This is a genomic window from Nostoc sp. NMS7 (assembly GCF_017115085.1).
GTDB lineage: Bacteria > Cyanobacteriota > Cyanobacteriia > Cyanobacteriales > Nostocaceae > Nostoc.
Map to the genome: position 1 here is coordinate 1 of NZ_JABXKJ010000086.1, position 25066 is coordinate 25066.

Sequence of the window (25066 nt, forward strand, 5' to 3'; positions counted from 1 at the left end):
TACCGAAATGAGAAAGCAATTAAGCATTTTGAGTAAGCATTATGCCTTTTTGCTTATTGAAATCGAGTTAGATCGGGTATTAAAAGCTTGACAAGCTAAGAAAGACTGGAAAAATGACCTTACAAGACAATCAGCCTATTGCTGTGGGTAGGTTTGACTCGCTGCGATCGCATCAGTACCTATGCAGATAAAATTATTGAACTCGGTTATTTTATTAAGTCTACGTAGGTGGACTTGGGAGCATCTCAGTGAAAGCAAATATACCAGATGAGAAACAAGATTTTTACTCTCTCTCCGAACCCACGGAGAGGGTTGGGGTGAGGTTTTACAAAGCTTTTTACGAAAGTGAGATTGCCTCAACCTTCTATTTATTCTGGGTAGCTGAAGAAAAGTATCAGAAAACTTTGCAAGAGTTTACTAACCTTGTAAAGGCAAATCAGCAAGATTAATTATCCTTTGATAGTAAATAGACCATGCTGTAGGGGCACAGCAATGCTCATTGGTGTCAACTTAAGCTTGAAACAGCCTCTCTCATAGCTTTGTCACCCGCCTGGGAATGAATTCCTTTGGCTAGAGTCTGCATCTTTACTCTTTGTAGATTGCCTTATTAATTATCAGATATTAGGGACTGACAACAAATAAATTACCCAATCTTGTGTGGTGGGTATCTTGCCATTGGTGTCAACTTCAGAAAAAATCTGCTTTGAGAACACGTTTTGCCCTCATCCCCTAACCCCTAGAATATTGTCGGATTTGCAAGCAGCCAAGCTTTCTCAGTCCATGCGTTATTAAATAACCCAACCTCTGGCGCTTTTAATTCAAATGAATGAGGTGGTGATTGTAGCAATAAGGGCAAACCTTTATCATGAGCCTCAACTAAGTTAACTATCCAGGGAAGAAAGTCTAAGATTTCTTTTGGTAGTACAGTTAACTCAAAATCCCACAGCAAATTAAGACCTCGGCATACTTGTCCTTTTCTTAACATTGTGATATCAGCACTTTTGTTAATAGCCAGTCGAAGAATGAACGGGCGCAATGGCACAAATTCGTCAGGTGCCGTATAAGCGTATACATTTACATCGCGGAATTCAATCTTTCATACCGACTTTAACATAAATTCAGAGGTTATATTCATAAGCAACAGTATACTTATCTGTTAAGCTAAATACTTAGACAGTTGGCAAAACTGGTTTAAAATTAACCTACCAGCGATCGCCTGAAATTTAATAATCACCAAAAAATTCAATCACTGAATATTTTTTCCTCAGATAGTATTAGGAATTTTTAAATTTTATTTACTCAAAATTTTGAGAGAATTCAATTAAATGAAACCAGTGCGATCGCTTGTAACGTAAAATTAATCTCCATCCGGCATTTGCTAACACCTTGACACCCATGTATTGCGACTACCTGATCCAAATCCTGACTGCCCGTGTGTATGATGTTGCCCAGGAAACACCACTGGATTATGCCCCAAATTTGTCTGCGCGGCTGAATAATCAACTCCTGCTGAAACGTGAAGATATGCAGTCAGTATTTTCCTTTAAACTGCGGGGTGCTTATAACAAAATGGTGCAACTGCCACCAGAGATATTGGCAAAGGGTGTAATCGCGGCATCTGCGGGGAACCATGCTCAGGGAGTCGCCCTTGCAGCCCAACGTTTGGGAACTAAAGCGATTATCGTCATGCCAATAACCACACCCCAAGTCAAGGTAGACGCGGTGAGAATGAGGGGCGGAGCAGTCGTTTTACATGGAAACACCTACGACGATGCTTATAGCTATGCCCGTGAATTAGAAGTGGAAAAGGGATTGACCTTTATTCATCCCTTTGATGATCCCCATGTGATTGCTGGACAGGGAACAATCGGGATGGAAATTTTACGACAATATCAGCAACCTATCCATGCGATTTTTGTGGCAATTGGAGGAGGCGGATTAATTTCTGGGATTGGGGCTTATGTGAAACGGTTGCGTCCGGAAATCAAGATTATTGGTGTTGAACCAGTAGATGCTGATGCGATGTCTCAATCGCTCAAAGCCGGACATCGGGTGCGCTTGTCCCAAGTGGGGTTATTTGCTGATGGTGTAGCGGTGCGGGAAGTAGGGGAAGAAACCTTCCGTTTATGTCAGCAGTATGTAGATGAAATTATTCTGGTGGATACAGACGCTACTTGTGCTGCAATTAAAGACGTGTTTGAGGATACGCGATCTATTTTAGAACCAGCCGGTGCATTAGCGATCGCAGCTGCCAAAGCCTACGTAGAACGAGAACAAATCGAGGCACAAACCTTAATTGCGATCGCCTGCGGTGCAAACATGAATTTTGATCGCCTCCGCTTTGTGGCAGAACGGGCAGAGTTCGGCGAACGCCGGGAAGCGATCTTTGCAGTCACAATTCCTGAAGAACGGGGAAGTATTCGCCAATTTTGTGAATGTATTGGCAACCGTAATCTTACCGAGTTTAATTATCGCATTGCCGATGAAAAAACAGCCCATATTTTTGTCGGTGTGCAAATTCAAAACCGTGCCGATGCTGCAAAGATGGTAGAAACCTTTGAAGCTCAAGGATTTAAAACTCTTGATTTAACGGACGACGAACTAACTAAATTACATCTGCGACACATGGTAGGTGGACACTCTCCCCTGGCTCACAATGAATTGCTTTACCGTTTTGAGTTTCCCGAACGTCCCGGCGCATTGATGAAGTTTGTTACTTCCATGAATCCTGCCTGGAATATTAGTCTTTTTCACTACCGCAACAACGGCGCAGACTACGGACGAATCGTTGTCGGTATCCAGGTTCCTCCCCACGAGATGGAGGAGTGGCAAGCTTTTCTCGATCACCTGGGCTATCGCTATTGGGATGAAAATAAGAATCCGGCATATAAGCTGTTTTTGGGATGAGGAGGATGAGGGGGATGAGGGAGATAAGGGAGACAAGGGAGACAAGGGAGACAAGGGAGAATTATTCAACAAGTTTCTTCCTTATGCCCAATGCCCAATACCCCATGCCCCATGCCAATTTAGCGAGAACTTCTCTTTGATATCAGATTGGAGTCCCAAGTATAGAAGCCAATTTGGTCAGGAACCCTAGAGAATCTGCCTGTCCGATAGCCTCTAGATAATTCATTCAGCACCTTATTTTTGATCTCTCTAACTTGCTGAGAATCTATTTCTCCATAAATTCCGGCGATGACTTCAGCGACGCTGAAAACTTTACCTGAATTTTCTTCTAACAGAGAGGTGAGGGCATCAATTAAGAATTGACCCTCAAAGGCTTTGAGCATTGGTACTGTTTTTGTCGGGGGTACGAAAGCTTTCTTCTTTTTGTTTTTAATGCTTTTATAAGCATTATTGCCATTACTTGGGGCTACTAAACTTAAATTGAGAGTATAACAACCTGGCTCATCGGGAATAGTTACCCAGTAATTCCTTTCTCTGCCTTGGGTGAGGGAAGATTGAACCCTACCTTTAACTACTTTGAATAGATTGGAATCTAACTCTCCATAAAGCGATCGCACGATAAAATCGATATGACAGACAGTACCTATTTGCTCAAGCAATAGCTGTTTTATGGCTTGTATTCGTGAGAGAGCGTGCTGATATTGAGGTAGCATGGGAATTTCCGCCACCCTCGTTGAACTATCGTTGTTCTCTGTGGGTGTCTCTATATCTGGCGATCTAGTTAGAGATTGACTCTCTTTTGTATCAACAGCAGCAGAAAAGGAATTATCTATGCCAACCAAGTCTTTGTCTTTTCGTTCTGACTGTACAGACTCCACCAAGTTGATTTCGTCGATGTCATCAAGGGGTGATAAAAACCGCAGAGAGCCTACTTGGGAATGATTTGAGGTTTCATCAGTCGGCGTCAGTTTTGATATCTGCTTGTTGGCATCAGCAAAAGACCAGTTAGACAACAACGCTTCTACATGATCGAGCTGAATTCGCGCCTGCACAAAGAGGCGTTCATACTCTTCTGTAAGGCGAACATAATAGTCTCGTAATTCCAACAGTGGTGAGAGAAAGCTGCCCGCAGGTGGTTCTAATTGTCCATTTTGAGTCATAAGGCTTCAATTAATTTAAATCGATGTCACTTTTATAAGACATTGCTCTGGGTTTGGCTTTGTGAGGTGTTGGCTGGGATTTCTTCGGCGGTTGGGGAGGGCGACATCTCTCACAATATAAAGGTCGAGGTCCGAAAGTCTCGCGTTTAGTCGCTTCGTTACACTCTTTACAAACAAAGTTGAAAACACGAGTATGAATCTGTCTTTGGTGCGCCCTGACAGTATATTCCCTAACATCAATGAATTTACTTGCCATAATCAGGAATTGTGAATTGCCGTCGGATGAACGTCTTATCAATATAGCTATTCAAGCAAATCAAAGTGCATCAGTGTGTGTTTATGTAGAAGTTTTATTCAAATCAGTGAATTTGATGCCTAGCATAAAGTCCAGATGAGCAACTTGATAGTTAGCCATTGACTATCCTTTCAGCATATAATTCATGATGAGCAAACAGTACTACCATTCTTTAGGCGTAGGCGATCGCCATCCCCCTGATCAGGAAAATTGGGAATGGCGAAGTAGGGAAGTATTCACTTCCACTTCTATTGATTGGCAAATCGGGCGATCGCCAGTGTGTTTAATTGCCCATCATAAAATTACCTCACTCCTAACCCCTCTTCATGGTAGAGGCGTGATGCTTAACCAAGCCATTCCGATCCAAAGAAAAACCGCCTCCTAAAAACAGGAAGCGGTGCGATCGCTAATCAAAGTATGATTCCAGTAAGTTTTGTCGCTCTACGGCTGACTGGGAGTAGCAGGCGGTGCAGCAGGTTGCGATTGAGGTTGTGGGCGTAAACGGCGCAAAGACTCCCGCAACTTGTTCTGGCTGGTGTTTTCTCCTTGCCGCCGCCGAGTTGGGGTTGCTTGTGGCTGTTGTGATGAATCGTTACCCGCTCGTTCACGTTGGATGCTGCGTAGGGAGTCTCTGGCACTTCCTTGAGTGCGATTTATCCTCGCTTCAGATGATGAGCCTGAGGTAATAATTTCTCGTCTTTGAGGTTCCAACCGTCTACTCAATCCAGATATTGCTGGTCTTGTGGCTGTAGCTTCATTAGATGGGGGTGTCAACTCTCTGCGCCGACGTCTTGGATTTTCGGGTGTGGAGTTAGCAGCTGCTGCCTGCTGGGTTCTTTCTTCTGCTTCTCTTTGTGCTTGCCGTTCTTGAACTTGGCGCGATCGCCGTGAACCTTTTATGGCAAATTCAGTGGCGATCGATACTCCTTGTCTACCACCTTCTGCGGGTTTTAATTTCCACTCACGCGCCTGTCTGGCGGTTTCTTCATCTAATTCGCGGTTTCCACTGGAGCGAGCAATCCGCACATTGGTAACATTGCCTTGTGAGTCAGTATCTACAGCTACTTCTACTCTGCCTTCGACTCCTCGCCGTCTTGCGGCATCAGGATACTTGGCATTACATTCGCGGCAGGCTGCACGACCATTAACATTACCATTACCATTACCTGAACTGTTAATTTGTGGAGGTGTTGGCACTGTTGGCGCTGTTGCTACTGTCGGACGCTTTCCGACTCCACTGCCAATTCCTGAGCCAATTCCTGAACCTCTACCACTGCCAATTCCTGAACCAATTCCTGAACCTGAACCTGTACTTAAAGCAACACCAGAGCCAGAGCTACCAGAGTTATCTGTCAGGACTGGACTACCACCGCCACCACCGCCACCGCCGCTCACAGGTGCAACAGTTTTCACCGGGACTTCTGCCTTGGGAGCAATTTCCCTATTTGTTGGTTGGGGGTTTTGAGTAGTTTGTTTTGGTTGTTCTTGAACTGGCTGAATTTTTGGTCTTTCAATCAATTCTTGTACTGGTTTTTGTACTGGTGAAATTTCTCTAGGCTGTTTTTGAATAATTTCTGGTTCTTTTTTGGGTTTTTCTGGAATTTTTTCAAGTGGTTTTTCTGGTTCGGCAGTCGGAGAATCTATGATCGCCACCTCCATTGGTTCTTCTTCGCCTGTGGACACTCTCGTCAAATAATTACCTATACCTGAGGACAGTACGCCGATATGCAGCGCCAGTGAACCGATCAGACTGTAAGTCAGAAAAGACTTGAGAGCCTCAACTTCTTTGGAACGTTGCTCGACAGTAGTGCCGGAAAAACTCATAGCTATTGCTACCTATTCTCACTAATTTAGTCATCTTAGAATGCATGGTTGCAAATATCAAGTAAAAAATTAAAATTATTTCGGGCAGTATTACGGAAAAGATACTTCCTCATAAAAATATCTTTGAAAAATACTCTTGATTCTGAGGATTTATAGATAAAGTTAATTTTTGTGTTATGTATTGATTAAATTAATTTATCTAATACAAAAAAAGATTAAAAAGGTTTAATGAGATTTAGATTTGAAAAAATTCTGATTATATCTTAAACTTTATTGAGAAAAAGTTTCATTTTTTACCTTGATTCTGGTAGTCTGATTTTGTATTGTTGATGACGTTTAGAGGCACTACATGGGAATTCAGAATTTGTTTGCAGCAGGTGGTGTGGTCATGTTGCCCCTGTTGCTGTTTTCGGTGTTGGCAGGGGCACTAATGATTGAGCGGGCGAAGTTTTGGCTACAGATTGGTAAGCGTCAAAACCGGGTGGTGCGAGAGGTTTTAAATCTTTATCGACTTGATAATGTCGTTAGTGCTGTTGATAAGCTGCAAAAAAATGTAGATTTACCTATAGCACGGATTTTTCTGGCCGGACTACAGCTAGAAAGACCGACTCCAGAAAAATTTCGTTTGGCTTTGAAAAGCGAGGCGCAAGCAGAAATCCCTATACTCAAGCGGTTTCAACCTGTATTTGACACCATTATCGGTTTAGCGCCTCTGTTGGGACTTCTCGGTACAATTTTAGGATTAATTCGCTCATTTGCTGGACTGAATGTTGGTGATGTCGGAGGTACTAAAACTGGTGCAGTCACTAGTGGGATTAGTGAAGCTTTAGTTGCTACCGCCTCAGGATTGATTGTGGCTATCTTTGTGCTTTTAGGAGCCAGCATCTTCCGGGGACTATACCAGCGACAGATAACCATGATTCAAGAGTACGGCGGACAGCTAGAAATACTGTTCCTCGATCGCTATGACCAACTTGATCGCCATGAACAACAGGAGAAGTCTTATGGATCTAGATGATAATGAACCAGATTTAGCACCATTTATAAATGTAGTACCTCTGATTGATGTAATGTTTGCCCTTTTGACATTTTTTATTATGTCAACGCTGTTTTTAACCCGATCAGAAGGATTGCCAGTAAATCTACCGAAGGCAGCCACGGCGAAGGAACAGCGAATTCCCACTAAAATTACGATCACGGTAGATGAAAAAGGTCAGGTAAGCCTAAACCGCGATCCAATAGCAGTTAATGATTTAGCACCGAAAGTGCGGACTTTAGTTGGTTCTAACCCAGATGCATTGGTAATTATTAATGCTGATCAAAAAGTCTTGCACGGTGAGGTAGTGGGGATAATGGATCAAGTACGTCAGGTGAAGGGAGCAAGATTAGCGATCGCTACTCAAAGAAAGTAAGTATAAATATTGTACATCAGAAGTTCAGTGAGTCAGGAACATTCTATATTCTGACTCCTAACTCCTTCTTGTATGATGATTACAGTGGCGATGTCTACTACCAGCTAGGCTTACGCATCTGCAATCCTATAAGTTTAAATCAGATCCCCGACTTCTTAGAGAAGTCGGGGATCTCGTTGTTTACGAATAATTAAGTAGGGCTATAGTGAGCAATTCGACACAAATCAACATTAATAGCGCGATCGCTAGAACTTGATCTTAAAAATTTACACCGAAAAGTTGTGACGCGCAAGTTGCACAAGTTGGAAATTTTTAGCAACAAAATTCAATATACTAACAAATTAAAGACTGGTTGGAAGATGTTCCTTATTTGGTTGCTTCTGAGAAAGGAGTTTATTCATCAGTTAAAAGTGGTGATTATGAATCTTAGGACGTAACTTTAATGACAACCCCAATTTTTTCTAGTATAGCAGCGTTAATCTTAGAGAAGTATAGTAAGCAAATTCCAGCATTGGATTTAATTGACGCACTGCTCACAAGTTGTAAACATTTGAGACATGAGAAGGAACGTCAAGGTAAAGGTTTAATTAAGGTAATCGCAGCCCTATGAAACTTAACGAAAGTCAAATTGCCAAAATTGACCCTCTGCTTAAGGGAGTTTTGATGGAGGCTAAGAGAAATAAAGTAATTCGAGCAATTATGAGTTTAGGGGACGAAAATCAAATTAGATTAAATGCTAGCAATTCATCACTGGAACCTCAGCAATTTACATCATCTGAGGCTGATCAACAGGCATTAATTGATCAGCGTAAAAACCAACTAACCGAGGTGCTAGGTGATACTATTGAAGAACTCGAACAACTTTCTTTGAAACCTGTTGGAGATGTACTCAGCGGCGTTGTGATTGTAGAAGGTTCGGCTGATGCGATTTTGCGCTCATTAGCACTGTCTGGAGTTAACTATGTGACTTTAGATCAGCTGATTGCAGTGCCGGAAGTTGCACCAGATGCAGTGGTTAAACATTTTGCTGACATTTATATAAACACACTTGACCTCCCTTTAGATGAGAAAACCACAAAATTAATTTATCAAGCATCTGAGCAATATATTATTAACTACCACAAGCGCTATAACAAGTTGCAAATATTGGGAATGCAACAGCCTGTAGATTTGGATTCAATCTACATAGCTGTACAATATTTACAGCCAAGTGATATTTGGCGGTTGGAATCAATTGAAGCTTTAGACAATCTTTTTTGTGAAGCTGGAAAACGCAGATTTCAGCCTGAAGATGTTGAGCAGCAAGAAGGGATTAAAGTTGTAAATCAGCAGCAATATCTGATGGTACTTGGAGCAGCAGGTGCAGGCAAGTCTACATTTTTGCGGAAGATCGGATTAGAAGCACTCAAGGGAAAATCTGGTGAATTACAACATGAATGTATTCCGGTTTTCATTGAATTAAAACTATTGACTGATAGAGAAATTAATCTTGAAGAAGCTATCAAGCAAGAAATGCGCTTGTGTCAGTTGCCCTTTGAAGCAGAATTTACTACCAAAGCCTTACAACAAGGTAAGTTATTAATTTTGCTAGATGGTTTGGATGAAGTACCAACCGTAAACAGAGATTTATTAGTTAGGGAAATTCAAATTTTTCTTGAGCAATACAAAAAAAATCGGTTTATTATATCTTGCCGGACTACTGCTTATAAATCGCAGTTTAGGAATTTGATGGAAATTGCGATCGCAGATTTTGATGATGCTCAAATTCAGCTGTTTATTCAAAATTGGTATTCTTCAGAGGTAGATAGAAAAGCCGAAACTGCTGATAATTGCTGGGAGTTAATTAAAACCCAAGAATCAACTAAAGAGTTAGCTAAAACTCCGGTATTGTTAACTTTTCTCTGTTTGGTGTATGCGGAATCTCAAGACTTGCCTAAAAACCGAGCTACGGTTTACAGTGATGCTCTGGATATATTGCTCAAAAAATGGGCGGCGGAAAAAGGCATTCAAACCGCTCCCCTTTCGCGTCAGCTTGGCATCGATTTACAGAAAATTATCCTAACTGAGATTGCATATCACATCTTTAAATCACAACGGCTATTCTTATCTCACCAAGAACTTGTGAGTCAAATAAAAGAGTTTCTGCACAATAACGACAATGCACCCAAAGATTTAGACGTTGAGGCAATTCTCGATATTATAACTATTCAGCAGGGAATTTTAGTAGAACGAACAAGGGATATTTACTGGTTTTCTCATCTGACACTACAAGAATATTTAACAGCACAATATATTGATAACGATCGCCAAGTTGAGAAATTAGTTACTGAACATCTTATAGATAGACGCTGGAAAGAAGTGTTTTTGCTGGTAGCTGGGTTAATGCGGGGTGGTGCAGATGAGTTACTGTTGTTGATGGAAACAGAAGTGCAAAAGTACATTAATACACCGAAGTTGGAAGCGTTATTAAACTGGGCAGAACAGGTAACAGTTGGATCTGAAGGTAATTATAAGCCTGTGAGTAAACGTGCAGGTGCGATCGCCATCGTCAACGCCATCGCCAACGCCAATGCCATCGCTAACGCCATCGCCAATACCAACGCCATCGCCTACGCGATCGCTAACGCCACAGCCTACGCCTACGCCATCGCCTACGTCTATACCAGAGCCTACGTCTACGCCAGAGCCTATACCAACGCCAGAGCCTATGCCTATGCCTATGCGATCGCCTACGCCAACGACATCGCCAACGTCAACGCCAACGACATCACCAAAGCGAGCAATTACTCTCGTGAACTTGGAAAATTAAAAATCTTTAATAACATCAACTTTACTGTACTGATTGCTCGACTAGAAGCACTAAGAGCTAAAGTTACTGATGATCAACAACTACAAAAACCGCATCTGGTATTTGCTGAACACCTCCAAAAAACTTTATTTAATGCTTTTAATCTCACGCAAGAAATGGTCAACTTATCTGAGCAAGAAGTGAAAGCACTCGGCGATTATCTCTACGCTAATCATCTTATTATTCAGTGTAAACAAGCAGCAGTGCGGGTGTCGCCCGAAACATGGGAAGCGATTGAGGCGCGAATGTTGTTGGTTCCAAGTGGTTAGGGACTGACAAATAAAAAAATACTGAAACTTAAGTATTTGTTACTACAACTTCAACTTTTGTTATAAACGCTCCATCTGTAGTTACTACAACTCCAGTTGTTATAAGTAAAATAGAAGCTGTTGTGACGACAACTTCAACTTTTGTTATGAATGCTCCAGATGTACTTACTACAACTCCAGTTATTATAAGGAAAATAAAAGCTGTTGTGACGACAACTTCAACTTTTGTTATGAATGCTCCAGATGTAGTTAGAAACGTTGCAGTTGTTGTAACAAACCCTCAAGTTGTTGTGATTACCGGAAGTCTTGTAGCTAGGAATGCACAAGTTGTTGTTTTTCATCTTCACTATTATCGAACAGTAATTTAATATGCATACCATCGAGAAAAAGTCAATCAAAAAAGGCTGGGCAGGTGCGAACGCAGAACCGGCAAAAGAATTTCCTCTTACCCAACTGCCAATTCTTTCTGGCAAAATCCCAGATGGTTTGCGTGGTACACTTTACCGCAATGGACCAGGACGGCTAGAACGCGGTGGCATTCACATGGGACACTGGTTTGATGGAGATGGGGCGATTCTGGCTGTAAATTTTACCGTTGGCGAAGCCTCTCGTAGAGAAGGTATCGCAACCGGGGTTTATCGCTACGTGCAAACCTCTGGCTATCAAGAAGAAGCCGCAGCAGGTAAACTACTCTACGGCAATTATGGGATGACTGCACCAGGGCCAATTTGGAAGCAATGGCAAAAGCCCATCAAGAATGCTGCCAACACTTCCGTCTTAGCACTTCCAGATAAACTTTTGGCACTGTGGGAAGGTGGTAAACCCCACGCCCTCGATTTACAAACTTTAGAAACTTGGGGCGAAGATGATTTAGGGGGGTTAACTAAAGGATTAAGCTATTCTGCACATTGTAAACGTGACAAGCAAACAGGGGAGATTTTTAACTTTGGCATCAGCCCTGGACTAAATGCGACGCTTAATATTTACAAAAGTGATCCGACTGGCAAAATTATCCAACAAGCCGTATACCAGCTAGATGGTGTACCATTGGTGCATGATTTTGTTTTAGCAGGACAATATATTGTATTTTTCATTCCGCCAGTGCGGTTGAATGTCTTACCCGGGCTAATAGGGACAAACAACTATAGTGATTCGCTAGAGTGGAAACCTAGATTAGGAACTCAGATTTTAGTTATTGACCGAGAAACCCTATCTGTGGTAAGTCGTGGAGAAACCGAACCTTGGTATCAATGGCATTTTGCGAATGGTTATGTAGATGCTAGCGGTTCAGTGATTGTGGATATTGCTCGTTATGAAGATTTTCAAACTAACCAATATCTCAAGGAAGTAGCGACAGGTGAGACTCACACCCCAGCTCAAAGTACACTAACGCGAGTTCATCTGCATCCTCAAACTGGCAAAGTTACGTCAATCCAGCAACTATTAAACCGACATTGTGAATTTCCGAATGTACCACAGCAAAACGTGGGGCAAGCTTCTGGGTACACATATATGTCAACATTCCGCTTAGGAACAGATATTAGCCAAGAAGTAATAAATGCGATCGCCCGCTTCGACTACAAAACCGAAACCCTCACCGAAGCAGACTTAGGAGAAAATCGCTATCCTTCCGAACCCATCCCCGCCCAAGACGCCCAAAACCCTGAACAAAGTTGGGTGCTAACCGTTGTCTACGATGGTAATTCTCATAGTAGCGAAATTTGGATATTTGATAGCGATCGCCTAGACGCCGAACCCATTTGCAAACTAGGATTACCCAGCGTCATACCCCACAGCTTCCACGGCACATGGAACCCAGCCCAATAACCCCTCAGCGTTCCTCCGCCCTTCCCTCAGCGTTCCTCTGCGTTAAAAAACTATTTGATCAGACATAATTAATCGCAGTCAATCAAAAATCCCAAATTCTCTCCTCCTATGCAATTACAAGAAAAACGCCACTATTCTCCCACAGAATACCTAGAACTAGAAATCATTTCCGAGTATCGTCATGAATATATAGATGGTCAAATTATACCCATGACAGGTGGAACACCAAATCACAATCAAATAGCTCTTAATCTAAGTGCAACCCTCAATTTTGCTTTGAAGAAGCGACAACCTTATCGAGTATTCATCGCTGATCAACGTCTATGGATTCCCAAAAAGCGAATTCATACATATCCTGATGTAATGGTTGTTGCAGGTTCATTAGAATTTTCTGAGGGACGTAAAGATACAATTACTAATCCCTTAGTGATTTGTGAAGTGCTATCCAAATCTACCAGAAGCTATGACAGAGATGAAAAATTTGCGGCTTATCGCATCATCCCTAGTTTTCAGGAATATATTCTGATTGATCAATACAAAAATCATGTAGAACAATATTCTAAAACTGACGGGAAAAAATGGCTTTTCTCAGAGTATGAAGAAGAGAATAGTATTCTCATATTATCCTCTATTCAATTTCAAATCCCTCTATCAGATATTTATGATAAAGTTGACTTTGAGGCTAAAGAATAACCTCACTCTAACTGGTTAACTAAGCAACATGACCACTTCTAAACGCCATTACCACATCACTACCTTCGGTTGTCAGATGAATAAAGCTGACTCAGAGCGCATGGCTGGCGTTTTGGAAGACATGGGCTTTGAGTCGTGCGAAGATCCAAATAATGCAGATGTGATTCTCTACAATACCTGCACAATTCGGGATAATGCCGAGCAAAAGGTATATTCCTACCTTGGCAGACAGGCGAAGCGTAAACATGAGCAGCCTGATTTAACCCTAATCGTTGCGGGTTGTGTTGCCCAGCAGGAAGGGGAAGCCCTATTGCGGCGAGTCCCAGAATTAGACTTAGTAATGGGGCCACAACACGCCAACCGTCTGAAAGATTTGCTAGAGTCAGTGTTTGACGGCAACCAAGTTGTGGCAACCGATTCGGTTCATATTATTGAAGATATCACCCAGCCGCGACGGGATAGTAAAGTCACAGCTTGGGTAAATGTAATTTACGGCTGTAACGAACGCTGCACTTATTGCGTCGTTCCCAACGTGCGCGGTGTCGAACAATCTCGCACACCGTCAGCTATCCGGGCTGAAATAGAAGAATTAGGACGCCAAGGTTATAAAGAAGTTACTCTACTCGGTCAAAATATTGACGCTTACGGCAGAGATTTGCCAGGAACAACGCCAGAAGGTCGGCATCTGCACAACTTCACAGATTTACTTTATTATGTGCATGATCTGCCGGGGATTGAGAGATTAAGATTTGCTACTAGTCATCCCCGTTATTTTACAGAGAGATTAATTAAGGCTTGTGCTGAGTTGCCCAAAGTCTGCGAACACTTCCACATTCCCTTTCAATCTGGGGATAATGAACTTTTAAAGGCGATGTCGCGGGGTTATACCCATGAAAAATATCGCCGGATTATCGATACGATTCGGCGGTATATGCCAGATGCTTCAATTAGTGCTGATGCGATTGTCGGTTTTCCTGCGGAGACAGAAGCACAGTTTGAAAATACTCTGAAACTGGTGGAAGATATTGGCTTTGATATGTTGAATACAGCAGCATATTCGCCGCGTCCAGGGACACCCGCCGCTTTCTGGGACAATCAACTGAGTGAAGAAATTAAAAGCGATCGCCTGCAAAGGTTGAATCATTTAGTAAACTTGAAAGTAGCAGAGCGATCGCAACGTTACTTTGGACGCATTGAATCCGTTTTAGTAGAAGACCAAAATCCAAAAGATCAAACCCAGGTGATGGGACGTACTGGCGGTAATCGTCTGACATTTTTCAGTGGCGACATCAAAGAATTGCAAGGGCAGTTAGTCAAGGTAAAAATTACCGAAGTTCGCCCTTTTAGTTTGACAGGTGAACCAGTTGAAATCAAACAAGCCTTATCTCTCTGAGAAAATAGATATAGGCGTGAAATTAAATATGCGTTATCCATAACTCTTGTAGAGACGTAGCAGTGCTACGTCTACAACTGTATTTGGTGAAGATGTTTTACCTGGGTTTGAATTGAACTTAAATAAAGTATGGTGAAAAGTGCAAATTCAACTTTTCGTTAATTTCCGTTATCCAAAACCCTTGTAGAGACGTAGCAATGCTACTTCTCTAGATTGTTTTTCACTCTTATATCTGTACAAAAATCGGAAAACCCTCTTTCCCCTGCCCTATTTCACCTTGACGCGGAAGCGAACAAAGCCATAAGAATTAGCTGGTGTGCCAGTTCCAGTTGATGCGGGTAGATTGGGTAAATCTGATATCTTGTATCAGTTCCAACAACCGCCTCAGAATGAATTCTGAGGCTAATAGCTAAAGTCTTCTAAAGAAGACTGAGCAAAAGTTTGAGTCCACTAAGCGTGGAGTTGAGCTATCAGCCCAGAACTTGAGTTCTGGGCGGGCGATGGTGCTAATTGAGAATGGTGCAAGATGTCAGGTAAATCGGAACTCCGGGTGATATTCACCACCACAGCTCCATTGATATTAATACTACAGGATGATAGTATACCTGATTCGTCAGCTGTATAAAAATGTCCGCGATCACCATCCTGTGCATTGGTAAGATAAGCGTCTACTTGTTTTAGTGTAAATATTAATTACGGGGATTACTGACATCAAAGTTTTACAATAATCATTCCTTTCAATACCAAACATACCCGACAATTTTTGTCGGGTATGTTTGACTGGTATTTTTGCTCGTGTTACTATTCAGGCAACAGCGACAGAGAAACAGGGAAAGCTAGTTTATGACTCAGGCAATCACAACCCAAACCAAAGCCAGCACTGCCTACTTTCAAGCCTTGAAATGTAAGGAATGTGGTGCAGAATATGAACTCAAAGCCACTAATGTTTGTGAGTTGTGCTTTGGGCCGTTAGAAGTTAAATATGACTACAGCGCCCTACGGCTAACTGTCAGTCGTGAAACAATTCAAGCTGGTCCCAATTCAATTTGGCGCTACCGTCCCTTTTTGCCTGTCGCAACTGACAATGTTATAGATGTAGGAACGGGTATGACTCCCTTGGTTCGTTCCCACCGTCTTGCCCGCCGCCTGGGTCTAAATAAGCTTTATATAAAAAATGATGCCGTTAATATGCCCACCCTGAGCTTTAAGGATCGGGTAGTATCAGTTGCCCTCTCTAGGGCGCGGGAGTTGGGTTTCACTACTGTTTCTTGCGCTAGCACTGGTAACTTGGCAAATTCTACAGCTGCGATCGCAGCTCATGCCGGTTTAGATTGCTGTGTGTTCATCCCCGCAGATTTAGAAGCCGGTAAAATTATCGGTAGCCTGATTTATAGTCCCACCCTGATGGCCGTCAAGGGTAACTACGATCAAGTAAATCGTCTCTGTTCAGAAGTTGCTAATACATACGGTTGGGGTTTTGTCAACATTAATCTGCGTCCTTATTACTCTGAAGGTTCCAAGACGCTAGGCTTTGAAGTTGCTGAACAACTAGGCTGGGAACTACCTGATCATGTTGTTGCTCCCTTGGCATCTGGTTCACTATTTACAAAAATTTATAAAGGTTTCCAAGAATTTATAGAAGTTGGTTTGGTTGAAAGCAAGAATGTCCGTTTCAGTGGCGCTCAAGCAGAAGGTTGTTCACCCATCGCCCAAGCCTTTAAAGAAGGACGCGACTTTATTAAGCCAGTCAAACCGAATACCATTGCGAAATCGCTAGCGATCGGCAACCCAGCAGACGGCATTTATGCTGTGGAGTTAGCTCAGAAGACTGGTGGTAACATTGAATCAGTGAATGATGCAGAAATTATTGATGGCATCAAGCTGCTGGCAGAAACCGAAGGTATCTTTACAGAAACGGCTGGTGGAACAACCGTTGCCGTGCTGAAAAAATTGGTAGAAGCTGGCAAAATTGATCCAGATGAAACTACTGTGGTTTACATCACCGGCAATGGTCTAAAAACCCAAGAAGCAATCCAAGGCTATGTTGGCGAACCCTTGACTATTGATGCTAAACTAGATAGTTTTGAACGGGCTTTAGAGCGATCGCGTACTCTCGAACGCTTGGAATGGCAACAAGTCCTCGTTTAGTTATGAGTTATGAGTTATGAGTTTTTTTATTCATAACTCCTAACTCCTGACTCCTGACTCTTAACTCCTAACTCCTAATTTTGTATTTCTATGGCTGTAAAAGTTTTAGTTCCTACGACTCTTCAGAGTTTTACTAATAATCAAGCTACTCTAGAATCCAACGGTAGCACCATTGCTGAATTGTTGGACTCCTTAGAGCAAAGCTTTCCTGGTATTAAATCGCGGTTGTGCGATGAAGAAGGCAAACTACGTCGATTTGTAAATTTTTACGTCGATAGCGAAGACATCCGACATTTAGATGGTATTAATACAACCCTGAAAGATGGCGATGAAGTAAGTATTGTCCCAGCTGTCGCCGGTGGTTAATACAGAGAATACCAAATAAAGTAGAAGCCTGACTAGATAAACCTTTGCAAAATTACCTCGTTCCCAGTCAAAAACTGGGAATGTCTATTAAGAAGGCTGCGGCCTCCCTTAACTGACTTCTGACGTTATCTGGAAAAACCAACTTGATAGTGCCGTATTTTTTGCTAACATACCCAAGATTAATTTTAGTTACTTTAATTCTGTTTCTTAATTTTGAATTTGGAATTGCTTACTATGATTTCCCTTTGAGAATTGAAGGGTAAATTCCCTCAACATACCAATCCATCGCCAGTTGTCTTTGATCATCTAACACCTTACCCTTTAGCACTCGCACCACCCCTTTTTGGTCTTTCACCGGGCCATCAAAAGGATGTGCAGTACCCTGAATAAACTCATTCCGCTTCGCATTCACTAGTTCTTGCACATCAGCCGGAATTGCCTGATTCATCGGGGAAATATCCACCATTCCTTGACCAATGCCATCCCAAACCTGTTGAGACTTCCAAGTATTAGTGATTACAGCCAAGGCTGTATCTGTATAGAATTTGCCCCATTTGTTAATAGCTGATGTTAGGTGGACTTTTTGACTAAACTTACTCATATCACTGTTGTAGCCAAAGGCATAAATACCTTTTTCCTCAGCCAATTGCACAACAGCACCAGAGTCAGTATGCTGGGTTAGTATATCCGCACCTAAATTGACCAAAGCTTGAGCCGCTTCTCTTTCTTTAGCTGGATCGTACCAACTTTGTACCCAAAGTACCTTAACTTTTGCTTGGGGATTTGTTAGCCGCACTCCTTGACTGAATGCACTTATTCCCCGAATTACTTCTGGAATTGGGTATGCGCCAATAAAACCAACTAGATTGGATTTTGTCATCTTGCCAGCAATCATGCTGGTTAAGTAACGGGGTTGTTCAAAACGTCCTAGATAAGTGCCGACATTGGCAGCACGTTTGTATCCTGTACAGTGTTCAAAGACAACATCACCAAAGTCCTTGGCAACTTTAATTGTTGGGTTTATGTACCTAAAGGAAGTTGTAAAAATCAACTTGTTACCGTCTAATGCTAGTTGGCGAATCACCCTTTGGGCGTCAGCACCTTCGTTGACATTTTCGACAAAGGTAGTTTCTACCTGATCTTGAAGATTGGCTTCCATATCTCTGCGGCCTAAATCATGGGCATAAGTCCAGCCAAAATCACCCACAGGGCCGACATAAACAAATCCCACCTTGAGAGATCCATATTTTATCGATGGGATTTAGTTGCTGAAAAAGATTTTTCTGATTTCTAGTAGCGACAAACACACTATTGACTTAATTTTAGCTCTTGTTTTTTGCCGTCAACTTACTTACAAAAGAAAGCAAATAATGGGGAATAAGGGAGTGGGGAGTGGGAAGTGGGCTTGCTGTGAGTGTAGCCGAATGGGAGTGGGGGATGAGGGAGAAGAATTAATAACCAATGTCCAATTTTACTAATCTGGAGGTTTTTAATGAATTTATTTGAGCTTTTGGCAGGGGAAGACAATCATCCAGCCCTAGTTACGTCTGAGGGGCGATCGCTAACTTATAAGCAATTGCGCGAGAATATTGTTGGACTGGTATCCCAACTCAACAGCTTTGGATTGAAACGGGGAGAACGCATTGCCATTGCGATGACTAACGGTTCACCAATGGCTATTACCTTTTTGGCTGCCGCCCTATGTGGTACTGCTGCACCCTTAAATCCCAAATATAAGCAAGAAGAATTCGCCTTTTACTACGAAGATACCCAAGCAAAAGCAGTGATTACCTTGTCTGAGGGGTCAGAAGCAGCCATTGCCGCCCTCACACCCGACATGATGCTGATTCATGCCAAGGTAAACACTGACGGCACATTAAGCTTGGAATTAGTCAAAACAGGCTCAGAGTCAGCAGAATCCGCGAATCCCGCAGCCCCCAACGCCGATGATCTAGCGATGATTCTCCACACTAGCGGCACCACCAGTCGTCCCAAGCGTGTGCCAATTCGTCATCGCAACTTAATCGCTTCAGCCAACAACATCATTGGTGCTTACTCACTCACAGCAGCTGACACTACACTTTGCCTAATGCCCCTGTTCCACATTCACGGATTGGTAGGCTGTTTGCTGGCAACTCTGGCATCGGGCGGCACACTAATTTGTCCCAATGGTTTTAATGCCCTGGAGTTTTGGAAACTGGTAGATACCTATAAACCTACCTGGTACTCCGCAGCGCCAACCATGCACCAGACAATTTTGGCACGCGCTAGCCGTAACATAGAAATTGTCAAAGCTAACCGCTTTCGTTTCATTCGCTCTAGTAGCGCTCCCTTGCCCCCAATTATTATTGAACAACTAGAGGCAACTCTTAATGCTCCCGTCGTGGAATCTTACAGCATGACTGAAGCATCTCACTTAATGACCACCAACCCCCTACCGCCAAAAGTGCGGAAACCGGGTACTGTCGGTTATGGCTTCGGTGTAGAAGTCGGGATTATGGACTCCGAAGGCAACCTGCTATCTCAAGGAAGCTTGGGCGAGGTGGTGATAAAAGCACCCAATGTTATAGATGGCTACGAAAACAACCCCCAAGCCAACGCCACTGCTTTTGTAAACGGTTGGTTCCGCACAGGGGATCAGGGCACACTGGATAAAGATGGCTACCTCCGCTTGACTGGACGCATTAAAGAATTGATTAACCGGGGTGGGGAAAAAATTTCTCCTTTAGAAGTGGATGATGTTTTGCTGCGCCATCCCGCCGTCGCCGAAGCCTTAGCTTTTGCTGTCCCCCACAAATCTTTAGGAGAAGATATTCACGCGGCTGTTGTCCTCAAGGCAGAAGCTGGCGAAAAAGAACTTTTAGCCCACTGTTCAACCATGCTGGCAGACTTCAAAGTTCCTAAGCAAGTTCACATTTTGGATCAATTGCCTCGTGGTGCTACCGGGAAACTGCAACGTTTGGCTATGGCGAAATTGCTGAACATAGGGCAATAGGGAGATGAGCCTTAGAGATTGAAAGTTGAGGCTTGAGGCTTGTTTGAATTTATTGTTGCTAACTTACTTATCATCAGGTGACTAATTAAAATTACGGAATTGAAGAACCCAGTCCCACAGGTTTCATCTTGACTGTTGAAAATAATAAAGTAAGAGAAATTCACTGCTTTTATGTTATGAGAGAAGTAATTTTGCCAAGAGTAAGCGATACACTAAGGGAAATTCCTTAAGGAAGCGTTAATGGCACGGTCAAACGGGATTAAAAATGAAATGTCTGCACAGGAATTGCCCACAATTTCAAATAAAGATACAGTGACAATTGAAGATTCGCCTGCACAGGAATTATCTACAATTTCAGAGATAGATACAGTGACAATTGAAGATTCGCCTGAAGATTCGCCCGAATCAGTGGAAGATGTCCAGAATATTGACGACATCTTGAACTCACTCAAAACCTTACTGAGTACCCTAGAAAAGCTCCAAAAAGTCCGGCTGGAGGTGGGCGACATCAAACCGTTAATTGGGCGGATGCTTGATGGGGAACTGGTTGCTGGTGATGAACTTGAGCAACTTAAGGCAGGTGTGAGTAGTCTTTCTCGTCTTGTTCGTGCTTATAATGACCATCAAGCAGCGTTGGCTAAAGCACAACCTGCTAGAAACTTGCTAGATCAAGTGCTTAAAGAGCGTAAAGCTAATTGAAACAAGAAGCGATGTCTACGACGGGCTACGCCTAATTACCTAAATGCGTAAATGCAGAGCGGCTTGTCGTCAGATATCGCTGTAAACTGAATATCTATTTACTATTGATATTTTTCTCAATCATTGGATTATAACCTATTTTAGGTTATAATCCCGAAAGTCTAGTATTACTTGCAAGGTAGGTATCGTAATGAAGACTAATAAAGAGAATCTACCGTTAGACCAGATTCTCTTAGAGGATAGCTTACAACTGCTCAGTAATCTGCCAGATGAATGTGTTGACTTAGTTGTATCCTCTCCACCTTATAATCTAGGCAAAGAATACGAATCAAGGCAGGCTCTTGAGATTTATTTGAAAGAACAAACAGCCGTGCTGCTTGAATGTAGCCGAATTCTCAAAAATACAGGTTCACTATTTTGGCAAGTTGGTGCTTTTTCTGACCGAGGAATGCTGATTCCTCTAGATATTCGCTTTTTCCCGATTTTAGAGTCATGCAGATTAATTCCCCGCAACCGAATTATATGGGCTAGGCAACATGGTCTTCATGCCCAAAAAAAGTTTTCTTGTAGACATGAAACTATTCTTTGGTTTACTAAATCGGATAACTATAAATTTAATCTAGATGCTATTAGAGTTCCGCAAAAGTATCAAAATAAGAAACATTATCGGGGAAATCGGAAGGGGGAACTCTCATGTAATCCAGAAGGGAAAAATCCTAGTGATATTTGGCTATTTCGGAATGTGAAACACAACCATGAAGAACAAACTATACATCCTTGCCAATTTCCAGAAGACTTGGTAGCTAGAATTATCTTAGCTACAACTAACAAAAATGATATTGTTTTAGATCCATATATAGGATCTGGTACTGCGGCGGTGGTTGCTAGAGATTATGAACGGCATTTTATCGGGTCAGAAATTGAACCAAAATATCATCAAGTTGCGTTGCGTCGTCTCAGGGGCAATCCAGATAAAAATGGTTTTTTTCCAAATTTAAAAACATTGCGTGATTATGTTGAAAAAACTGGTCAATCTATTGATAAATTCAAGTTTGATGTGCAAGTAGGAAATAAAGCTTCAGAACGCAGCAAAGCAAAAATTTATCCAGAAGAGTATCACTTGCAAGAAATGGAAGATAGATTAATCTATGAAGAATCTGCTTTTGCAGCTAATCTAAGAGGTCAAGAAATTCCAGTAGATCCAAAGCTTAATGGCAATGGAAAAAAGACTTATTTGCAAAATAAAATAGTAAAACAAGTAGAAGAAGTAGAACAAATTGAATTGAGATTATGGAGTTAATAGATTAACTCTTACAATAAGTTAAGTAGACAACGACTACGGGCTGAACGTCCTGCAATGATTTGGCATTGGCGACTAACTCTAGTATTCACAGTCCTAGAATATCTTTTAAATAAATACTCAGTCCAGATGATAGGTACTATTGTATTTTGTTGTTCAAATAATCCAACCAGTCTGATTGGTACATCAAAAACTTGGTATTTAGTCAAAGCTGTTAACTGATTAACAGCTTGTTCGTAATAAAGAGTGCTATTGGAAGCAGGAAACATCAGAGCCTTTGTCACCAGAATTACCAAATTAGTCCGGTATCCAACAAATTCAGTTTTAGCTTTGAAGAACAATTCTGAGCGTAAGGTGTTATTGAGTAGGAAGGGATAATTAGAAAACTGAATTTCAATGATGATGCCAGCTTTGGCAAAATCAACCTCTGTACCCAAAAATCTGTAAGGTGCTGGAATAGGTATATTCGATTGCCAACTATCATGAATAAAGGCAGCTTTAATGTATTCGTTCGTACCGACTGGATCGAATATTGCATTACCCTGAATTCCAGCTTGATCTGAAGCCTTGATGTGCAAAGGCATTCTAGTGAGAGTAGTACTAATCTCATGCCATTCGTTCTGGTATTGGGTATTAATGATTGTATCTGCGGCGTTAAAGTCAACATATTGAATAATGATTAATTACGTCTCCTTTTGGTATTTCAATAGTTCTTCGATAAAAGCAAGGGGATCTATTTCAAGGACTTGGGCAACTTGTAAAAATTCAATCACGTCAAGACGACGCTCTCCACGTTCATACTTTGATACATAGGATTGCGGAAGCTCTAACTTTGCCGACAACTCTGCTTGAGTCAGCTTGGCAGCTTTTCGGGCTTCGATAAGTAGCTGGCGAAACCGATTATACTCTTCGCTGAAAACTGATTTAGGCACTTTAACTTGCCTTTTTTCTGGCGATCATTTATTCGATCTCGATGAGAGTTAGTTAGTACATATTGCTGAACTCAGTTAAATTATAAAACCTGATATGGGATAAACCCCAAATAGGTTTTAGAAAGCTACTAGGAAGATAGCACGCGCGATGATCGTACTCTGAAATTCCCCAAGCTCGTAAAGGGGAAGTCGCTGTATGTCTAAATCTGTGATTTCATTTGAAGGATATTGAATTTTGCAAGATATCTACTTTATGATGAACGTTGCACCCGCCATTGTAGTACTAGGTCAAAATAGCGTCACAGTAGCACGCAAAATAATCACTGTCCTACCAGGGGCGACGCTATACGGTCTAGTGGGTCGCACATCGGGAGTTGATGTCACCTTCACAAATTTTGGCGAGACGTTGCGCGAGTTATTTGTCCAGGGAACGCCGTTGATTGGCATTTGTGCCGCCGGTATTTTAATTAGGACATTAGCTCCCGTACTCTCGGATAAACGAGAGGAACCACCAGTGCTAGCTGTGGCTGAAGATGGTAGTGCTGTTGTGCCGCTCTTGGGCGGACTTGGTGGGGTAAACGATTTGGCACGTCGCATTGCCGAAGCCCTTGATGTGAAGCCTGCAATTACGACCACAGGCGATTTACGTTTGGGTACAACGCTGTTATCTCCTCCCCCCGGATACCATTTAGCGAACCCAGACGATGCGAAGAAATTTATCTCAGATTTGCTAGCTGGGGCACAAGTTAAACTACAAAGCATCGCACCTTGGTTAAATGATAGCAAACTACCGATAGATCCCAACGGAAATTTGACCATCCAAGTTACGGAACGTTTGGTGACTCCTACAGCCAACTGTCTTGTCTATCACCCAGCAACGATCGCGATCGCAATTAGTGGCATGATTGATGATGCAGTAGCTTTCGTACAGCAGCTACTAGCTGATGCCAAACTAGAAAAAGCATCAGTCGCCGGCATATTTGCACCCACGATCGCTGCTGCCGATCCAGCAATCCACGCCGTAGCTAGCGCCTTGGGAGTGCCTGCCCGCTTTTTTACCCCAAATCACCTAGAAAGCTTACTTTCACAAGGTTATAGCCCCGCCCAAGCCGTAGCGATCGCCGCTACAGGCACATCCCCCATTACTACCGCATCTCCCCAGATTGCGATCGCGATTGCCCCTCAACCAATTGACCCCAACACCATCGGTCAGCCACGCGGACGGTTAGCGATTCTTGGCACAGGCCCTGGTGGATCACAGTGGATGTCTCCCGAAGTCAAGGAGATAATTAAGTCGGCAACCGACTTAGTGGGTTACAAAACTTATTTAGATTTAGTCGGTTCTCTAGCTGATGGCAAGCAACGGCATGAGTCCGACAACCGCGAAGAAGAAGCACGGGCAAAAATGGCTCTTGATTTGGCAGCATCTGGGCGATATGTAGCTGTAGTTTCATCTGGCGATCCCGGTATATATGCAATGGCAACAGCAGTTTTTGAAGTGTGCGATCGCTATGCTAAACCTGAATGGGATAGTATCGACATTCATGTAGCACCAGGCATCTCCGCTATGCAGGCAGCAGCAGCAGCGATTGGTGCCCCCCTTGGACATGACTTTTGCGCTATTTCCCTTTCGGATATTTTGAAGCCTTGGTCTGCGATCGCCCAACGAATTACTGCTGCTGCTGAGGCTGATTTTGTCATTGCTTTCTACAATCCTGTTTCCAAAGAGCGGACTTGGCAACTAGCAGAAGCGAGAAATATTTTGCTGCGACATAGAACACCAGATACACCAGTAGTGTTGGCACGGAATCTCGGTAGACCAGGACAGACGGTGAAAGCGATCGCACTTGAGGAGTTAGCACCAGCCGCCGCCGATATGCGGACAATTATTCTGGTTGGTTCCACAAAAACCCGAACCATCAAACGCCGCGATGGTAATATCTGGGTTTATACGCCGCGTCGCTATACCGAATAGTAGGCATCATTAGCAACTTCTCC

23 protein-coding genes and 1 pseudogene are annotated in these 25066 nt (G+C 42.6%); 17 read left to right on the forward strand and 7 right to left on the reverse strand.

Annotated elements, in window-relative coordinates:
- Positions 1–248 precede the first annotated feature (248 nt).
- Positions 249–449 (forward strand): hypothetical protein, encoded by a 201-nt coding sequence (locus HWQ38_RS08915; protein ID WP_292792386.1) that lies wholly within the window; start codon positions 249–251, stop codon positions 447–449.
- A 287-nt stretch (positions 450–736) separates the two neighbouring features.
- Here HWQ38_RS08915 and HWQ38_RS08920 read toward each other — a convergent pair whose 3' ends face one another.
- Positions 737–985, reverse strand: a complete 249-nt coding sequence (locus HWQ38_RS08920; RefSeq protein ID WP_292792388.1) for a hypothetical protein — start codon at positions 983–985, stop codon at positions 737–739.
- A gap of 410 nt (positions 986–1395) precedes the next feature.
- On the opposite strand from HWQ38_RS08920, the gene ilvA reads away from it, so the two are divergent.
- Entirely contained in the window at positions 1396–2907 is a 1512-nt protein-coding gene (ilvA, locus tag HWQ38_RS08925) for a threonine ammonia-lyase, biosynthetic (RefSeq protein ID WP_292792390.1), read from the forward strand.
- A gap of 119 nt (positions 2908–3026) precedes the next feature.
- Here the strand turns inward: ilvA and HWQ38_RS08930 are convergent, their stop codons facing one another.
- Positions 3027–4067: a hypothetical protein gene (locus tag HWQ38_RS08930; protein WP_292792392.1), complete on the reverse strand. Its 1041-nt coding sequence runs from the start codon at positions 4065–4067 to the stop codon at positions 3027–3029.
- Between the two features lie 10 nt (positions 4068–4077).
- Entirely contained in the window at positions 4078–4323 is a 246-nt protein-coding gene (locus HWQ38_RS08935) for a hypothetical protein (RefSeq protein WP_292792394.1), read from the reverse strand.
- Positions 4324–4507: 184 nt separating this feature from the next.
- Between HWQ38_RS08935 and HWQ38_RS08940 the strand changes: the two genes are divergently transcribed.
- Entirely contained in the window at positions 4508–4747 is a 240-nt protein-coding gene (locus HWQ38_RS08940; protein ID WP_292792396.1) for a hypothetical protein, read from the forward strand.
- A gap of 56 nt (positions 4748–4803) precedes the next feature.
- Here HWQ38_RS08940 and HWQ38_RS08945 read toward each other — a convergent pair whose 3' ends face one another.
- Positions 4804–6186, reverse strand: a complete 1383-nt coding sequence (locus HWQ38_RS08945) for an energy transducer TonB (protein ID WP_292792398.1) — start codon at positions 6184–6186, stop codon at positions 4804–4806.
- A gap of 349 nt (positions 6187–6535) precedes the next feature.
- On the opposite strand from HWQ38_RS08945, the gene HWQ38_RS08950 reads away from it, so the two are divergent.
- The 10 genes from HWQ38_RS08950 to HWQ38_RS08995 all read left to right on the forward strand — a co-directional run bounded on the left by HWQ38_RS08950 (position 6536) and on the right by HWQ38_RS08995 (position 17142).
- Positions 6536–7204: a MotA/TolQ/ExbB proton channel family protein gene (locus tag HWQ38_RS08950; RefSeq protein WP_292792400.1), complete on the forward strand. Its 669-nt coding sequence runs from the start codon at positions 6536–6538 to the stop codon at positions 7202–7204.
- Complete coding sequence (locus tag HWQ38_RS08955) at positions 7191–7598, forward strand: biopolymer transporter ExbD (protein WP_292792402.1); 408 nt, start codon at positions 7191–7193, stop codon at positions 7596–7598. Before HWQ38_RS08950 ends, HWQ38_RS08955 begins: the two co-directional genes overlap by 14 nt.
- Before the next feature lie 442 nt (positions 7599–8040).
- Positions 8041–8208: a hypothetical protein gene (locus HWQ38_RS08960; RefSeq protein ID WP_292792404.1), complete on the forward strand. Its 168-nt coding sequence runs from the start codon at positions 8041–8043 to the stop codon at positions 8206–8208.
- On the forward strand, positions 8205–10715 hold the full coding sequence (locus HWQ38_RS08965) for an NACHT domain-containing protein (RefSeq protein ID WP_292792406.1): 2511 nt from the start codon (positions 8205–8207) through the stop codon (positions 10713–10715). The genes HWQ38_RS08960 and HWQ38_RS08965 overlap by 4 nt, the downstream gene beginning before the upstream one ends.
- A 122-nt stretch (positions 10716–10837) precedes the next feature.
- Positions 10838–11083, forward strand: a complete 246-nt coding sequence (locus HWQ38_RS08970) for a hypothetical protein (protein ID WP_292792408.1) — start codon at positions 10838–10840, stop codon at positions 11081–11083.
- A 1-nt stretch (position 11084) separates the two neighbouring features.
- On the forward strand, positions 11085–12542 hold the full coding sequence (locus HWQ38_RS08975; protein WP_292792410.1) for a carotenoid oxygenase family protein: 1458 nt from the start codon (positions 11085–11087) through the stop codon (positions 12540–12542).
- 108 nt (positions 12543–12650) lie between these two features.
- Positions 12651–13235 carry a Uma2 family endonuclease gene (locus HWQ38_RS08980; protein WP_292792412.1) on the forward strand — a complete coding sequence of 195 codons (585 nt, stop codon included), beginning with the start codon at positions 12651–12653 and terminating at the stop codon, positions 13233–13235.
- Between the two features lie 28 nt (positions 13236–13263).
- Positions 13264–14628: a tRNA (N6-isopentenyl adenosine(37)-C2)-methylthiotransferase MiaB gene (gene miaB, locus HWQ38_RS08985; RefSeq protein WP_292792414.1), complete on the forward strand. Its 1365-nt coding sequence runs from the start codon at positions 13264–13266 to the stop codon at positions 14626–14628.
- Between the two features lie 843 nt (positions 14629–15471).
- A complete protein-coding gene (gene thrC, locus HWQ38_RS08990; protein ID WP_292792416.1) occupies positions 15472–16776 on the forward strand; it encodes a threonine synthase in 1305 nt (434 codons plus the stop codon).
- 90 nt (positions 16777–16866) lie between these two features.
- Positions 16867–17142: a ubiquitin-like small modifier protein 1 gene (locus HWQ38_RS08995; protein WP_292792418.1), complete on the forward strand. Its 276-nt coding sequence runs from the start codon at positions 16867–16869 to the stop codon at positions 17140–17142.
- Positions 17143–17374: 232 nt separating this feature from the next.
- Here HWQ38_RS08995 and HWQ38_RS09000 read toward each other — a convergent pair.
- A pseudogene (locus HWQ38_RS09000) lies at positions 17375–18379 on the reverse strand (BMP family ABC transporter substrate-binding protein); the annotation flags it as partial.
- Between the two features lie 255 nt (positions 18380–18634).
- On the opposite strand from HWQ38_RS09000, the gene HWQ38_RS09005 reads away from it, so the two are divergent.
- The 3 genes from HWQ38_RS09005 (at position 18635) to HWQ38_RS09015 (ending at position 22136) form a co-directional block, all read left to right on the forward strand.
- Positions 18635–20137: an acyl--CoA ligase gene (locus HWQ38_RS09005; protein WP_292792420.1), complete on the forward strand. Its 1503-nt coding sequence runs from the start codon at positions 18635–18637 to the stop codon at positions 20135–20137.
- Positions 20138–20377: 240 nt separating this feature from the next.
- Positions 20378–20836, forward strand: a complete 459-nt coding sequence (locus tag HWQ38_RS09010) for a hypothetical protein (RefSeq protein ID WP_292792422.1) — start codon at positions 20378–20380, stop codon at positions 20834–20836.
- Positions 20837–21026: 190 nt separating this feature from the next.
- A complete protein-coding gene (locus tag HWQ38_RS09015) occupies positions 21027–22136 on the forward strand; it encodes a site-specific DNA-methyltransferase (protein WP_292792424.1) in 1110 nt (369 codons plus the stop codon).
- An 11-nt stretch (positions 22137–22147) separates the two neighbouring features.
- Here HWQ38_RS09015 and HWQ38_RS09020 read toward each other — a convergent pair whose 3' ends face one another.
- Complete coding sequence (locus HWQ38_RS09020) at positions 22148–22816, reverse strand: BglII/BstYI family type II restriction endonuclease (RefSeq protein ID WP_366933261.1); 669 nt, start codon at positions 22814–22816, stop codon at positions 22148–22150.
- Positions 22817–22819: 3 nt separating this feature from the next.
- Positions 22820–23068, reverse strand: a complete 249-nt coding sequence (locus HWQ38_RS09025) for a helix-turn-helix transcriptional regulator (RefSeq protein ID WP_100897345.1) — start codon at positions 23066–23068, stop codon at positions 22820–22822.
- Positions 23069–23321: 253 nt separating this feature from the next.
- Here HWQ38_RS09025 and cobJ point away from each other — a divergent pair, with 253 nt between their 5' ends.
- Positions 23322–25043 (forward strand): precorrin-3B C(17)-methyltransferase, encoded by a 1722-nt coding sequence (cobJ, locus tag HWQ38_RS09030; RefSeq protein WP_292792450.1) that lies wholly within the window; start codon positions 23322–23324, stop codon positions 25041–25043.
- Positions 25044–25066: the final 23 nt, after the last annotated feature.

What these genes read in the sequence shown, in the direction of transcription:
- HWQ38_RS08920 (WP_292792388.1), bottom strand. Translation starts at nt 985, where the DNA reads ATGTTAAGAAAAGGACAAGTATGCCGAGGTCTTAATTTGCTGTGGGAT.
- ilvA (WP_292792390.1), top strand. Translation starts at nt 1,396, where the DNA reads ATGTATTGCGACTACCTGATCCAAATCCTGACTGCCCGTGTGTATGAT.
- HWQ38_RS08930 (WP_292792392.1), bottom strand. Translation starts at nt 4,067, where the DNA reads ATGACTCAAAATGGACAATTAGAACCACCTGCGGGCAGCTTTCTCTCA.
- HWQ38_RS08935 (WP_292792394.1), bottom strand. Translation starts at nt 4,323, where the DNA reads ATGGCAAGTAAATTCATTGATGTTAGGGAATATACTGTCAGGGCGCAC.
- HWQ38_RS08940 (WP_292792396.1), top strand. Translation starts at nt 4,508, where the DNA reads ATGATGAGCAAACAGTACTACCATTCTTTAGGCGTAGGCGATCGCCAT.
- HWQ38_RS08945 (WP_292792398.1), bottom strand. Translation starts at nt 6,186, where the DNA reads ATGAGTTTTTCCGGCACTACTGTCGAGCAACGTTCCAAAGAAGTTGAG.
- HWQ38_RS08950 (WP_292792400.1), top strand. Translation starts at nt 6,536, where the DNA reads ATGGGAATTCAGAATTTGTTTGCAGCAGGTGGTGTGGTCATGTTGCCC.
- HWQ38_RS08955 (WP_292792402.1), top strand. Translation starts at nt 7,191, where the DNA reads ATGGATCTAGATGATAATGAACCAGATTTAGCACCATTTATAAATGTA.
- HWQ38_RS08960 (WP_292792404.1), top strand. Translation starts at nt 8,041, where the DNA reads ATGACAACCCCAATTTTTTCTAGTATAGCAGCGTTAATCTTAGAGAAG.
- HWQ38_RS08965 (WP_292792406.1), top strand. Translation starts at nt 8,205, where the DNA reads ATGAAACTTAACGAAAGTCAAATTGCCAAAATTGACCCTCTGCTTAAG.
- HWQ38_RS08975 (WP_292792410.1), top strand. Translation starts at nt 11,085, where the DNA reads ATGCATACCATCGAGAAAAAGTCAATCAAAAAAGGCTGGGCAGGTGCG.
- HWQ38_RS08980 (WP_292792412.1), top strand. Translation starts at nt 12,651, where the DNA reads ATGCAATTACAAGAAAAACGCCACTATTCTCCCACAGAATACCTAGAA.
- miaB (WP_292792414.1), top strand. Translation starts at nt 13,264, where the DNA reads ATGACCACTTCTAAACGCCATTACCACATCACTACCTTCGGTTGTCAG.
- thrC (WP_292792416.1), top strand. Translation starts at nt 15,472, where the DNA reads ATGACTCAGGCAATCACAACCCAAACCAAAGCCAGCACTGCCTACTTT.
- HWQ38_RS08995 (WP_292792418.1), top strand. Translation starts at nt 16,867, where the DNA reads ATGGCTGTAAAAGTTTTAGTTCCTACGACTCTTCAGAGTTTTACTAAT.
- HWQ38_RS09005 (WP_292792420.1), top strand. Translation starts at nt 18,635, where the DNA reads ATGAATTTATTTGAGCTTTTGGCAGGGGAAGACAATCATCCAGCCCTA.
- HWQ38_RS09010 (WP_292792422.1), top strand. Translation starts at nt 20,378, where the DNA reads ATGGCACGGTCAAACGGGATTAAAAATGAAATGTCTGCACAGGAATTG.
- HWQ38_RS09015 (WP_292792424.1), top strand. Translation starts at nt 21,027, where the DNA reads ATGAAGACTAATAAAGAGAATCTACCGTTAGACCAGATTCTCTTAGAG.
- cobJ (WP_292792450.1), top strand. Translation starts at nt 23,322, where the DNA reads ATGATGAACGTTGCACCCGCCATTGTAGTACTAGGTCAAAATAGCGTC.